The organism is Nostoc sp. (assembly GCF_036917375.1).
Lineage (GTDB): Bacteria > Cyanobacteriota > Cyanobacteriia > Cyanobacteriales > Nostocaceae > Nostoc.
Genome location: NZ_JBALDN010000060.1, coordinates 96527 through 111372, shown reverse-complemented (window position 1 = coordinate 111372; position 14846 = coordinate 96527). Strand labels below are relative to the sequence as shown.

Here is a 14846-nt window from a genome sequence, read left to right as displayed (position 1 = left end):
TACATGGTTTCTGTGTTGGCGGCGGCTCTCCCAAACTCAACACAGGAGCTAGAATCCATCTGTCAATAGGGTTTGAGACGCGCTAACCCTGCTATAATAACTAAATAATGTTAAGAATTTGCTTATAAAATTGGGCGCAAGTAAGAAACTAAAATAAGCAATGGCATGAAATTAGATCGCATCACCAGCAATCCGAATCGCATGAATGGACAACCCTCTATTCGTAATCTTCGCCTTACCGTTCGTCGGGTGATTGAGTTATTAGCTACCTACCCTAATCGAGAAGAACTGCGCCAGGAGTTTCCCGAATTAGAAGATGAAGATATTCAGCAAGCGTTAATTTTTGCATCGTCCTACTTGGACGATCGCATCATTGAACTACCTAACAGCTATGAAACTGTTGCTTGATCAGGGATTACCACTCTCTGCGGCAGCATACTTGTGCCAAATAGCTTCGATTTCATACCCATTAGGCTTTGGTGACTGCATCTTTCTTTCCATGACTTCTGCCATTCCTAGCATCATGCAAGTAAGGCTTGGCCATTCCATAGAAATTACTAAATCTTCCCATAAAAAGAGTATTGGTGATGTTTCCTGTTGTTTTTCATTACCAACTACAACGTATAAGCCATTCTCCGTGCTAAAAATGGGAAACAAGCGTGAAGAAAAATTATTGCTATTCAGGAGAGAAGCTAGAACTTTTTGCTGGTTATTATTTGTGTTTCTTGATAGCTGTAATTTATGTTCGTCCTTCTTTAACCAAGAGGCTATAGAGCGATATAGATTAATTGCTTCTCCTAATGGGAAAAAAACGTCGTCCCTCAATGGAAATTGAAATTGGAAATAACTGTCGAAGGAATCCCAATTTTTGTTGGGGTTGACACCAATAGGCAAACAACTATTACCCCTTTGGTATAATTCGCAAAGTTCTAATGGTAAATGAAACGGATAATTATGAGTAAGTTCCTGGATCTGTTCAAAACTTAATCTTGGAGGATAATCTGGATTATAACCGCCACAAACAACTCCAAAATATTCAAGACAGCCTATATAACCACTCTGTTCTGCAAGGATTGCAATCTTATCAATAACAGAGTTTATTGTTGACATTCTACACCTCCAAACAAAATCAATTTTTACTATTCTTGTAAAACAGTCTTTGATACAATTCTAGTTTTCTTGAGGTCTGCTTCGGAAAGTTCTTCTCCAGCTTGCAGGCGAGTGGCGGAAGTTTGCAACACTGTCGCTGCACCTTTATCTCCAATTTGTAATGCGGTTTTGGCAGCTGTTTGCAACATCGTTGCTGCACCAGTGCGATCGCCTTGTTGCAATTTCGCCTCAGCTAACTGGGTTTGGCGATACTTCGCTAATGCTAAAATAGACTGCTGCACCTGGGGATTAGATGTCGGTTGATACGCCCGCACTACATCTGCATACACTGGCATCAAGGGCGAAAGTAAGCCTTTTTCGTTAAGCAAGGGGTCATCATAGCGAATTTGTAGATGAGCGATCGCTTGTTTCCCTTCTGGCAATTGTCCCAGATAAATGTTCGCCAAAACTACCCGTTCTACATCCTGCATCAAATCTCCCAAACGGATAGCAAAGCTACCATCAGCTTCGGGTTCCACTGGTAACTCGATTGTGTCTGGGGCAACTTGGGCAATGGGTTTAAGTTCTGCTAATCGGACATTGGGCACTAGAGATAACAGTAAGTAGGCATTAGTTAGCCCAATCGATTGAATCCGTCCAAACAGCCGGCTAAATTGCTCCACAGCTTGTTCAGGGCGTTCAATATAAGCTAAAGTCCCACCACCAACATCAGCAATTTTTTCCAACAAATCCTGATTCCAGCTATTGCCAAATCCGAAAGTGTTGATAGTTAGGTTCAGCTTGGCAGCCTTTTGCGCCAGTTTTAGACAGCGCTTATTGTCATCTCGCCCAATATCCCATTTCCAAATTCGCAAACCGCTTTCACCATGTCCATCCGTCAGCAGAAATGCCTGAGAAACAGCGCCTCTTGTGCCCTTCATCAGTTCTGTAATTCCCAATTCCAAACCATCAGCGATCGCAGTGCCACCGCTAGCAGTGAGTTTGCTTTTAATTTGAGATTTGATGCTTTCGGGGTCTTCGATCGCTTGGTTAGGGATAATGACTTCCGCAGTGCCGGAAAAAGCCACAACTGAAATGCGATCGCCTACTTTCAACCGATCGATTAATCCTTCCACCGCCTGAATCACCGTTTTAATTGGGTGTCCATGCATGGAACCACTTTTATCCAAAATCAAGCAGAGATTAAGGGGGAGATTTCGATCGGACTCACCAGCGAGCGCAAAAATTGTAATTGCCAATTGACGTTGGCTACTTGTTTGAGCCACATCAACATTATTGTCATTTAACGCCGAGAGCAATTTAACTTTCATTGCGGAGGGGTATCTTGCAAAACTGTTTTGGAGACAATTCTGGTTTTCTTGCGATCGCTTTCAGATAAATCTCCACCAGATTGTAGCTGGGTGGCAGAAGTTTGCAACACTGTCGCTGCACTAGTATCTCCCATTTGCAAGGCAGTTTTCGCAGCCGTTTGTAACATTGTCGCCGCACCAGAGCGATCGCCCTGTTGTAATTTCGTTTCGGCTAGCTGGGTTTGGCGATACTTCGCTAATGCCAAAATAGACTGTTGCACCTGGGGATTCGGATCTGCTTGGTAATTTTTCACTACATGGGCATAAACTGGGATATTTGGTGTAACTAAACCTACTTTGTTGGCGGCTGGATCGTCGTAGCGGACTTGCACATTAGCGATCGCTTGTTCACCTGTTGGCAATTGTCCCAAATAAATATTAGCTAAGATTACCCGTTCTGCATCTTTCATTAAATCTCCCAACCGCACAGCGAAACGTCCATCAGCTTCTTGTTGCAGTGGTAACTCGATTGTGTCTGGGGAAACTTGGGCAATGGGTTTGAGTTCTGCTAGCCGGACATTGGGCATCAGGGAGAATAACAGATAAGCATTAGTCAATCCCACTGTTTGAATCCGGCTGAACAGGCGATTAAACTCTTCCACAGCCTGTTCGGGTTTTTGAATATAAGATAAAGTACCTAAGCCAGCATCGGCAATTTTTTCTAAAACATCTTGGTTCCAGTTGTCACCAAATCCCAAAGTATTTAAAGTTAAATTATAGCTAGCAGCCAATTGGGCGAACTTCAAACAGCGATTGTTATCACCGTGTTCATTTTCCCCGTCGGTTAACAAAAAAGCTTGGGAAACAGTATCTTTTTTGCCCTTCGCCAACTCTTCAATCCCCAAGCGCAGCCCTTCATCAATCGCAGTTCCACCATCGGCGGCTAGGCGATTGATTTGCTGTTTGATTTTCTCTGGATTTTCGACACTTTGATTGGATACTAAGACTTTGGCCCGGTGATCGAAAACTACCACACTAAGGCGATCGCCAGGGTTGAGTCTATCCACCAGACGATTCGCTGCTTTTTTCACCGTTTCTAGCGATCGCCCATTCATCGAACCACTATGATCGAGAATTAAGCATAAATTCAGAGGTACATGGCGGTCTTGATTTTCTGCGATCGCCGAAATCGAAATTCCCAACTGACGTTGACTGTTCAGTTGATTTGCGTCCAAATTACCATCATTCAAGGCAGGCTGCAAATTAACCTTCATAACTCAGAGTCCCTATTCAGGATATACATATAAAAAAATAACTTCAAAGCACTACTTTAGCTCTACGGAAAACTTATCCAACATAAATACACTAATATAATCAGAATATCTTAGAAGCCAAGCATTGGCAGATGCGAAGCCACCTTCAGTATTAGGGAGAAATCCGCACCTTAAGGAAGGCTGGCATCGCGCTAGGATGTATTACAGTTAACGGCATAGTTTCAGGCGATCAGTTGCTATGGACATTTCCCCAATCAAGGCTGTTCAAGCCCCATATTACGGCGATAACTTTTACCGGACACCGCCGCCAGATTTACCTTCCCTTTTATTGAAGGAACGAATCGTCTATCTTGGGATGCCACTGGTGCCTGCTGTTACGGAATTAATCGTGGCCCAATTGCTGTTTTTGCAGTCTGACGACCCCGAAAAACCGATTAAAATCTATATCAACTCCACCGGCACTTCCGGTTACAGTGGCGAACCCATTGGCTTTGAAACCGAAGCCTTCGCCATCTATGACACCATGAAATATATCAAGCCTCCTATCCACACCATCTGCGTCGGTTCCGCGATGGGTATGTCAGCGATGCTTCTCAGTGCTGGTACAAAAGGTTGCCGCGCTAGTTTGCCTCACTCCTCGATTATCCTGCATCAGCCCAAGAGCTACGCCCAAGGTCAAGCAACGGATATTCAAATTCGCGCCAGGGAAGTTTTGATAAATAAAGGGGCCTTAGTTGATATTTTACATCGCACCACTGGACAGGCTCCAGAAAAAATTACTAAAGACATGGATCGGTTGTTATATTTAACACCCTACGAAGCCAAGGAATACGGCTTAATTGACCGAGTTTTTGAGAAAGAAGAACTCGCCAATCCCCCACTTCCTGCCAGTGTCCTTTAGTGAGTGCTGAGTGCTGAGTGCTGAGTGTTGAGTTATTTAAGTTAGGAGTTATCAGTTATTCCTAACTCTCCCACTGCCCCAAATTATTAAAAACGGAGTAAATTATGCCTATAGGCGTTCCTAAAGTTCCTTACCGGATGCCCGGAGGACAATATACAGATTGGATTAGCATCTACGATCGCCTTTACCGGGAACGGATTATATTCTTGGGGCGAGATATTGATGATGAAATTGCCAATCAAATTATTGCTGTAATGCTGTATCTGGACTCAGACGATCCAGGTAAAGACATTTATTTATACATCAATTCCCCAGGTGGGATGGTTACATCTGGCATGGCTATTTTTGACACCATGCAACATATCAAATCGGATGTAGTGACTATTTGCGTGGGATTAGCTGCTTCAATGGGGTCTTTCCTGCTGGCAGCTGGCACCAAAGGCAAACGGTTAGCATTGCCTCACTCACGGATTATGATTCACCAGCCTTCAGGTGGAACCCGTGGACAAGCAACCGATATCGAAATTGAAGCTAGAGAGATTCTGCGAATTCGTCACCAGCTCAATGGCATTTATGCTGATAAAACAGGTCAGACCATAGAAAAAATTGAAAAAGATATGGATCGTGACTTTTTCATGTCTGCCGAAGAGGCAAAACAATACGGTTTAATTGACCGTGTGATTGAAGAACGAACCTCGGTAATAACTGGGGAGTAGGGTAGGAAGGCAGGGGCAGCACTTCGGCTACGCTCAGTGACCGAGGGGCAGGGGAGCAGGGGGAGCAGGGGAAGAATTCTAACTCCTAACTCCTAGCTCCCCACTCCCCTTGTTTAAACAAACTGTCAACATTGAACTTTAAAATAGAAAATTAGCCTTTATCATTAATAGTCCGGGCTTGAAGCTGATACTGACAGATAATAGCCAATAGCTAAATATTCGATAGCTGATAGCTCAAGATGGATCTTGGAGATTGCTACCGTTTACTAGGTTTAAGATCGGGAGCTTCTTTTGCTGACATCAAAGCGTCTTACCGACGACTGGCGCAGCAATATCATCCCGATATCAACCCAGATGACAACAAAGCCAAAGATAAGTTTATTGCGTTGACTGAAGCGTACAAACTCCTGATGACAGTGGTACTCCCAGAGGAAACTGTGGCACATTCAACTCAGGTATCAACATCTGGTGGGCGTGATGACGCTAAGGCAACGCATAGGCAGAAAACACCAGTAACAACGGTGACAAGCCAACAATCAGAGAAACCAAAGCCGCCGAATCTGTTGGAAATAGAAGAACGGCTGAAGTGGAAGACTTATGAGCAATTGCAGCGATTTTTGCAAGAAAAACGATTTCCGCAAGCGATCGCCTTGGCGGAAGCTTTAGCAGATCGGTTGTCAACAGATGCAGAAGTTCGTCAATGGCTAGCGATCGCTTATCAAATTTGGGGACGGGCGCTAATTTCGGAAAAACAACTACTCAAAGCCAGAATTTATCTCAAAAAAGCTTTGAAAACAGACCCTCATAATAAAAGTCTTTGGTATGAAGTCCAGCGTGATTTCCAGCGCTTAGAACAAATTTTTTAAAGTTGACAAAATTTATCGAGGAAGGCAGGAGACAGATCGCCTTTGCCGTCTCCTGCCGCGACCAATCAGTGGAAAGCGTTTAAAATCCCCACTGTTGCGTCAGTTTCCCGCAGGGTAAGAGAGTTCAGTAGCTCCAAATCATCCAGGGTCAAATAAAGGCATAATACCAATTCGCAATTCGCAATTAAGAAACTTAGATGCAGCAAGACTTTCCTGATTTACATCTGTTGCCTCATTTTGAAGAATTGGTATAATTTGTTTCCCCCCTGCCCCCTGCCTCCTGCCTCCTAAAGAATTACCGCCATCCACGTAGCACTGCTCCCAAGGTAGCGATTCCCTCGACAATCTTTTTAGTTGGTTGAAAGCTAAAAGCTAACCTGATGGCATCATCTCCCTGTCCATTGGCGTAGCAGCGAGTTCCTGGGAGAAAGCTGATGCCATGTTCATTGGCAGCAGTTAGGAGTGCCTTGGCGCTGATATCTGGCGGCAATTTACACCATACAAAAAAGCCACCACCTGGTCGCAAAGCAACTACATCATTGGGAAACTCTTGAGCGATCGCTTCTAACAACAAATTACACTTATGTTTGTAGCAGGCGATTAGCTCCTGAATGTGATAATCTAGTTTGCCTGTAGCACAGTAGCGACCAACCACATGGCTGACAAACGGCCCCACAGGCCCTTCACTTTTGAACATTGCCAACCGCTCAATAATTGCTGGATCGCCACAAGCCCAGCCGAGCCTGATACCAGGTGCAATGATTTTCGAGAAGGTATTCACGTATAAGACCCACCCCTCCTTGTCAAGGCTTGCTAAGGATGGCACAACTTCGCCTTGGAAGCGCAAGTCGCTATAGGCATCGTCTTCTACCACCAACACCCCATACTCAGCCGCTAACGCTACCAGTTTTTGGCGGCGAAATAGCGGCATAGTAGTGCCTGTGGGATTATGAAAAGTAGGGATAGTGTAAATAAACCTGGGTCGAATCCCCCGTTTTTTCAAGTCGCTTAAAGTTTCTTCTAACGCATCTACATCCATTCCCATCTCATCTACAGGAATGGTAATCAGGCGGGCGCCAGCCTGGACAAATCTACTAACTACTCCCAAAAAGGTTGGCCCTTCGACAATTACCACATCACCAGGTTCGAGAAACACATCTGGTAGCAAGCCCAAAATCTGACCGGAACCGTAGCCAATAATTACGCGATCGCGATCGGCAGGGATTCCTTGAGCCTGCAAGCGGAGGATTATTTGTTCATAAAGTTGGGCTGAAGGTGGCCCATAATTGAGAGCGAGCGGAGCTTCTTCTGCCAGTACAGCAGCACTTGCAGCAGACAAATCAGCATGAGGAAAGAGAATTGGGTCAGCCAAACCATAGGCAAAGCTGACGGTGATGATTTTGGTTAACTCTATACCATAGGTTGGTGGTGTCAAATTTCTAGCTCTTTCGGCGAACAAATCAGCAATTTGGTAAGCAGAAGTGGTAGAAGCCATAAGCGATTAAAAATTGGGAGTCAGAATATAGAACACACACAAAGGCAATTAACAAAAAGTCACACGTATGTATTCTTTCTTATAACATCATGACAAGTATCGTAAATATCGATCGCTAGAACAAAATTACTATAGTGAAATTAATAAACTTCAAGTGGCAGCAGTTAATTCTAAGCTTAGGCTGCCTATTACTGATTATTGCCTGTCAGAGTTTATATCCCACTACTCAGCCAGATGCTAAATCTCTCAAGGTAGCTACAGACCCCACCTTTGTCCCTTTTGAATTTCAAAAGGCTGACGGTAACTTAGAAGGTTTTGATATTGATTTGATGAATGCGATTGCTAAAGTAGCAGGTTTTGCAGTCCAGTTTGAAAATTTGCCCTTTGATGGCACGATCTCGACTTTGCAAGCTAAAAGAGTTGATGCAGCAATTAGCGGAATCACGATTACCGCCGAACGCCTGAAAACAATTGCTTTTTCACGACCTTATTTTAAAGGCGGAATTGCGATCGCTGTCCGCGAAGACAATCAAAATATTAAAGACTTCAATAGTCTCAAAGGTAAAAAAATTGCTGTCCAAATTGGTTCCACTGGGGCAGATTTTGCCAAAACCATCCCCAACGCCAAAATTAGTACTTTTAATTCTGGGCCAGAATTTTTCCAAGACTTGCTCAATGGCAACGTTGATGCTGTTGTTAGCGATGCTTTCGCTACTTTGTATGCGATTAAAAATGGCAAACTCCAAGGTATCAGAGTTGTTGCCGACCTTCTCACTAAAGAATACTACGGAATTGCTATGCCCAAGGATTCCCCCCATCTGGATGCAATTAACAAAGGTATAGCGACTTTGTTATCCAATGGCACTTACAAGCAAATTTATCAAAAATGGTTTAACGCTGAACCTCCACAATTGCCAGACTCTTGACAATTGGGTATTGGGTATGGAGAAGAGGACAAGGGGGCAAGGAGAATTGGGGACAAGGGGAAAGACTTGTTGTAAGTTCTAACTTTTGTCACCTTGTCACCTTGTCCGCCTTGTCTCCTCCTGCTCCCCTGCTTCTTCCCCATTCCTCATTTCTAAGGAATTAGCTGCCAATATATGAAATATTTATCTAATATGCGTCACAATTAATACTGCCACCAAAATTCATTGATAAACTACAATCTACTGTAGTCAGGGACAGCCAATTGTGGCACCTTGGATGTTAGTGGCTAGAAGCACCTTGGAACGAATGGGAATAAAGGAACTTCCACTATGCTGATTTGCCCTCAGTGTAAATTTGAAAACCCCAATAGCAATAAATTCTGTCAAAACTGTGGCACGTCCCTGACTCACAAGGTCTGTCCCGAATGCAGTACCGATGATGTACCTGTGAATGCACTACGATGTCATAACTGTGACACAGAATGTGGAACAGTGTTTTGGGCAATTATTGCTAAAGAAACGACTGGGGAAGCTTTGAGAGGAGAAGGGGATGTCGGAGATGTGGGAGGCGAGGGAGATGAACAAGCAATACCTTCTTCATCTCCTCTATCTCTTAGTTCTCAAATTACATTAGGCTCCTATTTAGACTCCCAAGAGCGCTATCAATTATTAGATGCGCTACCTGCTCAAACGGAAACTGCCATTATTACTGATGTGGGTGTGAGAGTTCTAGACTGCCAGCCGTATCAAATATCACCGATTAAGGCAATCCTAGAAAGTCAGGAATCAGATTTGCTAACGCCATCAGTGGAAGCGAGTGAAATTCCTCACCTTGCTAAACTTTATATTGACTTACAATCCCAAGGTGAGCGGGGGATACCGCCGATTCATGACGCATGGCAGCAAGGTGATATACAGGTATTAATAATCGAAAACCGCTCGGATTGGCAGTATTTACTCGACCTGTGGCAAGAAGAAACAACCAGTTCGTTAAAAATTTTACACTGGTGTTATGAAATGACCCAACTTTGGGCAGTATTGGAACCAGTAAATTGTCGTCAAAGCCTTTTAGATTTGTCGAATTTGCGATTGGATGAAGACCAAACGTTGGCACTACAAAGGTTGTATGTGGAATCATCGAATTCTCAGCCCGCCACGGAGTCGTCAGAAGATGCCCCTCGCCAAATATCTGCCATTCCAGAGGAGCCGTTAACGATCCAAGCTTTGGGAAGAGTTTGGCAAGCACTATTTAGACAGTCTCAAAGAACTCAATTTGGCTCTGTAGTCCAGATGTTGGGGGATTTAGAGGTAGGTAAGATTCAGACGATCGCCCAATTGCGATCGCGTTTGGAGGAAATTTCTATTGAACTGGAAGCACTAGGAACCGCAACTTTGCCCCCAATAAAGGAGAAAAATACTGCTGTGTCCACTATCCCGCAATCAGATGAGTTAGAAGATATCATTAGCAAAACTGATGATATGCCAACTGTGGTGCTGGCGATGCAGTTAAGTAGCTTAGAAGATGCAGGACGCACAGATGTGGGGCGTCAACGTCATCATAACGAAGACTACTTTGGCATTGAAACCAAAATTCAAAAACTGGAGTTACCCAAAAGTCGGGTCTTAGAAGGGCATGGTTTGTATATTCTTTGTGATGGTATGGGTGGACACGCTGGCGGCGAGATAGCCAGCGAGTTAGCAGTCAACACCCTACGGGAATACTTTCAAGAACACTGGATTGGCAACCAGCTGCCAACAGAAGATAGTATTCGTGAAGCAGTGTATTTAGCTAATGAGGCGATTTACAAGCTCAATCAACAAGATGCCCGTTCTGGAGTTGGGCGTATGGGTACAACTTTAGTAATGCTTTTAATTCAAGATACTCAAGCAGCAGTTGCTCATGTGGGAGATAGCCGTCTCTATCGCCTGACGCGTAAGCAGGGACTAGAACAAGTCACAGTAGATCACGAAGTTGGGCAACGGGAAATTAACCGAGGAGTGGAAGCAAGCATAGCTTACGCCCGCCCAGATGCCTACCAACTTACCCAAGCCCTGGGGCCTCGTGACGAAAACTCGATTAATCCCGACGTAGGCTTTTTCGACATCAACGAAGACACTCTTCTGCTGTTGGCATCGGACGGTCTATCAGACAATGATTTACTAGAAACCCATTGGCAGACTCACCTAGAACCCTTACTTAGTTCTGCTGCTAACTTAGAACGGGGTGTTACAGATTTAATTGATTTGGCAAATCAATACAACGGTCACGACAATATTACTGGTATACTTATTCGGGCAAAAGTACGCCCAAATCTAGAAAGTTAATCATAAATGGGCATGGGGAAGAAGCAGGGGAGCGGGGGAGCGGAGGGGCAGGAGGAGACAAGGAGACAAGGCGGACAAGGTGACAAAGTGACAAAAGTTAGAACTTACAACAAGTCTTTCCCCTTGTCCCCAATTCTCCTTGTCCCCTTGTCCTCTTCTCCATACCCAATGCCCCATTCCCTAATCCATTTACCTTGTAGGTTGTATCGTGGTTAGTCTGACCCTGTTAGAACCGCAACAGAAAACGCCCCTCCAGCAGTGGAGGTTTGAGAACTCCTCCATAATTCGGATTGGTCGAGCGGCAGATAATCACGTTGTTTTAACTGATAGTTTAGTTTCGCGGCATCATCTAGAACTGAGAAAAATCAGTAATGCTAGTAATGGCGATGCTTGGCAGCTGATTAGTCAGGGTACAAATGGGACTTTTCTCAACGGTATCCTTGTACTTCAAAGTCCGTTACCAGATAATTCCCTTTTGCAATTGGCACAGGGAGGCCCAATACTGCAATTCCAAATTCAGGAGGTAACAGTACTGGAAACTGGTGTGCGATCGCAGCAACAAATACAAGGGACAGAAGAAAACGCCGCTGAAACACTTTACTCAGCAGGAAATCTGGCAAATTTATCTTCTACTTGCACGCACGAAGGTAATTCTCCAAACAATCTGTTTTGCATCCACTGCGGTCAACCTCTCTCAGTCCAACAGAGAATTCGCCATTATCAGGTGTTGCGAACTCTCGGACAAGGAGGTATGGGCACTACCTATCTGGCTTGGGATGAGGCTGGTCTGATTGCGGGTGTGCCACAACTGCTGGTGTTGAAGCAAATGAATGCTGATATGCTAAAAATTGTCAAAGCTCAAGAGTTATTTGAGCGAGAGGCGCACACTCTCAAATCCCTTAACCATCCTGGAATTCCCAAGTATTATGACTTCTTTGTAGAAGGCGGAAAAAAATACTTGGCAATGGAACTAATCCACGGACAAGATTTGGAGAAACGTGTCTATACCACTGGCCCAGTAACACCAAACCAAGCGATCGCTTGGATGATCCAAACCTGTGATATTTTGGACTATCTTCATAGCCAAGAGCCTCCACTGATTCACCGCGATATCAAACCCGCCAATTTAATGGTGCGAAGTTCAGGAAATCGTATAGTGGTGCTAGATTTTGGCGCAGTTAAAGAAATTGGCACAGCGCCCGGTACTCGAATTGGTGCAGAAGGTTACTGCGCTCCTGAACAAGAACGAGGACAACCTTTGACTCAATCTGATTTATATGCGATTGGGCCAACGCTGATTTTCCTGCTCACAGGCGAAAACCCGTTCAAGTATTACCGCCAACGAGGGCGAAACTTCAGGTTTGATGTGGCAAAAGTTCCAACCATTAGTTCCCAATTAAGAGATGTTATCGATCGGGTTACGGAACCATTGCCACGCGATCGCTACCAAAATGCAAAGGAATTGGCTGCGGCTTTAGCTGCCTGTAAAGCTTAGAGAATCGGGAGTGTGTAGAGACGCGATTAATCGCGTCTAGGGAGTGGTGAATATTAAAAATTTCCTATTCCCTATTCTCTATTCCTCATCCCAAGTTTCTACAGCTAGCAATTCACTAACTGGGTCTTGCATACTAAAGCCAAAGTCAAGCAGTTCTTGTTTCCAGTGCTGCCATTCATTACCATAGAGCAGAGCGATTTTCCAGATGCTATCGCTTGGCTTGATAATATTCGATTCTATGAGTGATTGCACGTTGCGCTGCAATTTCACCATTGGGTGAATCACTTGCTGAGTCATAACCTCGATTGAATTCTGATTTTGTGGGTAAATGCTTAATTAAAACTGCTTCCCATTCTGCAATTGTTGCCGGCCCGTAGAGTGGTTTAATTTGGTAAAGCTAGTCTTAACTTTTTAACTATACCATAACAAACTCTACTAAGTTACTGGTAAATTCGGTTTTGTACGGTAATTACCACCAGAAAATCCCAATTTTACCAAGCAGTCCTTAAACTTTTAGCAGAACTCAGACAAAAGTCTTAGGAGAAGGAGTAAAGGATGTTTATGTTTACCCTTTTTCCTTTAACTTTTGCCCCTTTTGTTTTTCTTCTTTACGTCTACCTTTTTTCCGCAACAATGCAACACTACCTTTCGTAAGATATCTATTGTGGACGCCGAGCAGAATAATTAGTCCTCAAGGAAGTTCCCCTAAATAGTGTGACTGAGGACTACTAGGAAAATTCTGTTTGTTTAAATTAGGAAAAATATGCTTGCTTGTTGCAGTAGCTATAGGATACGAGTTAGTTTGAAAGTTTTTGACTGACAGGGAAATTTGCAATTGAGTAGAAACGTCTACTCTTTCTGTTGATTTAAATGTTATTTAGATTATCGCAAACATCTGGCTTTAGGCGAAATAATTGCAAATCTTTATATAATTTTTATGTTTTCCTTAGAGAATAAGACCTGTTAGGGCACAGGGTAGGGTTTTGCTTTGAGGTATAGGAGCGATGGCTACGGCGGTAAACTACGCATGGCAAAATTGGCAGTACAGCATAGGCTTACCATAAGGTTCTCTCGTCTTCAGAGTCAGCATTTAAAGTTTGTGTAAAAAATTTTTAGCGCGGATGTTAGTTTCTGTTGAGCAGATGGGTATCCTCAGAACGGGAGGCTTGCTGATACTTAAGTGTTTACCGCAGCAAGTATGTGAGGTATGGCTGGTTCAGACGAAGAATACCTAATTACCCGCAAAAAGCAGATTCAGCGTCGACAAAAGATTGTCACGATAGTGTCGATGTTCTCGTTTTTTGGTTCTACGGTATTTGCAGTAATTCCGGCAATTCAACAGGCTACTCAACCAAAGCCAGCAACTGCGTCTGCTTCTCCTGAGTCAGGATTACAGCAACAGGCGCGGGGCTACGAGTTGGTTTTACAACGGGAACCCGAAAACCAACTTGCTTTAGAGAAACTGTCTGTGCTGCGGTTGCAATTGAAGGATACAAAAGGTGCGATGGAACCTTTGGAGAAATTGGTGAAGTTACACCCTGAGCGGCAAGATTACAAAGTTGTATTAGAGAAGATTAAGAAGCAACAGGGAAATAGCGATCGCTAAGTAGTGAATTGGTTCGTTTTGCTAATATTAAGATTAAATCATTTCAACTATCGACTGAACATTAAAGGTTGATTATGCTACAAAAAACGGCAGTAATTGAAACAAATGAAATTGGAAATAATGTAGCGATAGGACACTACTCAGTTATTTCTGCTGGAGTTATTTTAGGTAACAATGTGATTATCCATCCTCATGTTGTTATAGAAGCGGGAGTAATAATTGGTGACAATGTAGAAATTTTTCCAGGTGCTTATTTAGGCAAACGACCTAAAGGAACTGGTGCAGTTTCTAGAAAAATAGACTATGAAGAAAAGGTACTTATTGGTGATAACTGTGTAATTGGGCCAAATACAGTAATCTATTATGATATTTGCATTGGTAACAATACCTTAATTTGTGAGAACACTTCAATTAGAGAAAAGGTTACAATCGGCAATTTTTGTCTTATCAGTAGAAATGTAACTATTAATTACAACACTAATATTGGCAATCATACTAAAATCATGGATCTTACCCATATTACAGGTAATTGTGAGATTGGTAATGATGTATTTATTAGTGTGCTAGTTAGCACTACAAATGATAGGGCTATAGGTAAATTAGGTTACGACGAAGCTCGTATTATTGGGCCAAAGATTAATGATGGAGTAGCTATCGGTGCAGGGGCAAATATCTTGCCAGGAGTAACTATTGGTGAAAAATCTGTTATTGCCGCCGCATCCGTTGTAAGTAAAGATGTTCTTGCTAATAAAATGGTCGCAGGTAATCCAGCACGAGTTATTAAAGATATCAGCAATAACGAGCAAGCTGGTTAGCTTTCTTGATATTTGAATACCATGTTAA

At 43.4% G+C, this 14846-nt stretch carries 14 protein-coding genes; 9 read left to right on the top strand and 5 right to left on the bottom strand.

Going from position 1 to position 14846, the window contains the following annotated elements:
• Window positions 1-165: 165 nt before the first annotated feature.
• Window positions 166-408, top strand: a complete 243-nt coding sequence (locus V7K45_RS16495; RefSeq protein WP_323202612.1) for a DUF433 domain-containing protein — start codon at window positions 166-168, stop codon at window positions 406-408.
• On the opposite strand, the gene V7K45_RS16490 is transcribed toward V7K45_RS16495, so the two are convergent.
• Genes V7K45_RS16490 through V7K45_RS16480 form a run of 3 tightly spaced genes read right to left on the bottom strand, consistent with a single transcriptional unit; the run spans window position 409 to window position 3673 of the window.
• Window positions 409-1110 (bottom strand): hypothetical protein, encoded by a 702-nt coding sequence (locus V7K45_RS16490; RefSeq protein ID WP_335005217.1) that lies wholly within the window; start codon window positions 1108-1110, stop codon window positions 409-411.
• A gap of 29 nt (window positions 1111-1139) precedes the next feature.
• Window positions 1140-2420 carry a vWA domain-containing protein gene (locus V7K45_RS16485; protein WP_335005215.1) on the bottom strand — a complete coding sequence of 427 codons (1281 nt, stop codon included), beginning with the start codon at window positions 2418-2420 and terminating at the stop codon, window positions 1140-1142.
• Window positions 2417-3673, bottom strand: coding sequence for a vWA domain-containing protein (locus V7K45_RS16480; protein WP_335005213.1), 1257 nt, complete (start codon window positions 3671-3673; stop codon window positions 2417-2419). Before V7K45_RS16480 ends, V7K45_RS16485 begins: the two co-directional genes overlap by 4 nt.
• A 238-nt stretch (window positions 3674-3911) precedes the next feature.
• Between V7K45_RS16480 and V7K45_RS16475 the strand changes: the two genes are divergently transcribed.
• The 3 genes from V7K45_RS16475 (at window position 3912) to V7K45_RS16465 (ending at window position 6156) form a co-directional block, all read left to right on the top strand.
• A complete protein-coding gene (locus tag V7K45_RS16475) occupies window positions 3912-4574 on the top strand; it encodes an ATP-dependent Clp protease proteolytic subunit (RefSeq protein WP_335005211.1) in 663 nt (220 codons plus the stop codon).
• A 104-nt stretch (window positions 4575-4678) separates the two neighbouring features.
• Window positions 4679-5290, top strand: coding sequence for an ATP-dependent Clp protease proteolytic subunit (locus tag V7K45_RS16470; protein WP_109008536.1), 612 nt, complete (start codon window positions 4679-4681; stop codon window positions 5288-5290).
• A 239-nt stretch (window positions 5291-5529) separates the two neighbouring features.
• Complete coding sequence (locus tag V7K45_RS16465) at window positions 5530-6156, top strand: J domain-containing protein (RefSeq protein ID WP_335005208.1); 627 nt, start codon at window positions 5530-5532, stop codon at window positions 6154-6156.
• Window positions 6157-6451: 295 nt separating this feature from the next.
• Here the strand turns inward: V7K45_RS16465 and V7K45_RS16460 are convergent, their stop codons facing one another.
• Window positions 6452-7651 (bottom strand): aminotransferase-like domain-containing protein, encoded by a 1200-nt coding sequence (locus tag V7K45_RS16460; protein ID WP_335005206.1) that lies wholly within the window; start codon window positions 7649-7651, stop codon window positions 6452-6454.
• Between the two features lie 134 nt (window positions 7652-7785).
• On the opposite strand from V7K45_RS16460, the gene V7K45_RS16455 reads away from it, so the two are divergent.
• The 3 genes from V7K45_RS16455 (at window position 7786) to V7K45_RS16445 (ending at window position 12397) form a co-directional block, all read left to right on the top strand.
• Entirely contained in the window at window positions 7786-8577 is a 792-nt protein-coding gene (locus tag V7K45_RS16455; protein WP_335005204.1) for a basic amino acid ABC transporter substrate-binding protein, read from the top strand.
• Window positions 8578-8907: 330 nt separating this feature from the next.
• Window positions 8908-10902: a serine/threonine phosphatase gene (locus V7K45_RS16450; protein ID WP_335005202.1), complete on the top strand. Its 1995-nt coding sequence runs from the start codon at window positions 8908-8910 to the stop codon at window positions 10900-10902.
• 208 nt (window positions 10903-11110) lie between these two features.
• Window positions 11111-12397: a protein kinase domain-containing protein gene (locus V7K45_RS16445; RefSeq protein WP_335005200.1), complete on the top strand. Its 1287-nt coding sequence runs from the start codon at window positions 11111-11113 to the stop codon at window positions 12395-12397.
• Between the two features lie 78 nt (window positions 12398-12475).
• Here V7K45_RS16445 and V7K45_RS16440 read toward each other — a convergent pair whose 3' ends face one another.
• Window positions 12476-12694: a DUF4327 family protein gene (locus V7K45_RS16440; protein ID WP_012407469.1), complete on the bottom strand. Its 219-nt coding sequence runs from the start codon at window positions 12692-12694 to the stop codon at window positions 12476-12478.
• A gap of 910 nt (window positions 12695-13604) precedes the next feature.
• On the opposite strand from V7K45_RS16440, the gene V7K45_RS16435 reads away from it, so the two are divergent.
• Both V7K45_RS16435 and V7K45_RS16430 read left to right on the top strand, forming a co-directional pair.
• Complete coding sequence (locus tag V7K45_RS16435; RefSeq protein WP_335005196.1) at window positions 13605-14003, top strand: tetratricopeptide repeat protein; 399 nt, start codon at window positions 13605-13607, stop codon at window positions 14001-14003.
• A 74-nt stretch (window positions 14004-14077) separates the two neighbouring features.
• Window positions 14078-14818: an N-acetyltransferase gene (locus V7K45_RS16430; protein WP_335005194.1), complete on the top strand. Its 741-nt coding sequence runs from the start codon at window positions 14078-14080 to the stop codon at window positions 14816-14818.
• Window positions 14819-14846 lie beyond the last annotated feature (28 nt).

What these genes read in the sequence shown, in the direction of transcription:
- V7K45_RS16495 (WP_323202612.1), top strand. Translation starts at nt 166, where the DNA reads ATGAAATTAGATCGCATCACCAGCAATCCGAATCGCATGAATGGACAA.
- V7K45_RS16490 (WP_335005217.1), bottom strand. Translation starts at nt 1,110, where the DNA reads ATGTCAACAATAAACTCTGTTATTGATAAGATTGCAATCCTTGCAGAA.
- V7K45_RS16485 (WP_335005215.1), bottom strand. Translation starts at nt 2,420, where the DNA reads ATGAAAGTTAAATTGCTCTCGGCGTTAAATGACAATAATGTTGATGTG.
- V7K45_RS16480 (WP_335005213.1), bottom strand. Translation starts at nt 3,673, where the DNA reads ATGAAGGTTAATTTGCAGCCTGCCTTGAATGATGGTAATTTGGACGCA.
- V7K45_RS16475 (WP_335005211.1), top strand. Translation starts at nt 3,912, where the DNA reads ATGGACATTTCCCCAATCAAGGCTGTTCAAGCCCCATATTACGGCGAT.
- V7K45_RS16470 (WP_109008536.1), top strand. Translation starts at nt 4,679, where the DNA reads ATGCCTATAGGCGTTCCTAAAGTTCCTTACCGGATGCCCGGAGGACAA.
- V7K45_RS16465 (WP_335005208.1), top strand. Translation starts at nt 5,530, where the DNA reads ATGGATCTTGGAGATTGCTACCGTTTACTAGGTTTAAGATCGGGAGCT.
- V7K45_RS16460 (WP_335005206.1), bottom strand. Translation starts at nt 7,651, where the DNA reads ATGGCTTCTACCACTTCTGCTTACCAAATTGCTGATTTGTTCGCCGAA.
- V7K45_RS16450 (WP_335005202.1), top strand. Translation starts at nt 8,908, where the DNA reads ATGCTGATTTGCCCTCAGTGTAAATTTGAAAACCCCAATAGCAATAAA.
- V7K45_RS16440 (WP_012407469.1), bottom strand. Translation starts at nt 12,694, where the DNA reads ATGACTCAGCAAGTGATTCACCCAATGGTGAAATTGCAGCGCAACGTG.
- V7K45_RS16435 (WP_335005196.1), top strand. Translation starts at nt 13,605, where the DNA reads ATGGCTGGTTCAGACGAAGAATACCTAATTACCCGCAAAAAGCAGATT.
- V7K45_RS16430 (WP_335005194.1), top strand. Translation starts at nt 14,078, where the DNA reads ATGCTACAAAAAACGGCAGTAATTGAAACAAATGAAATTGGAAATAAT.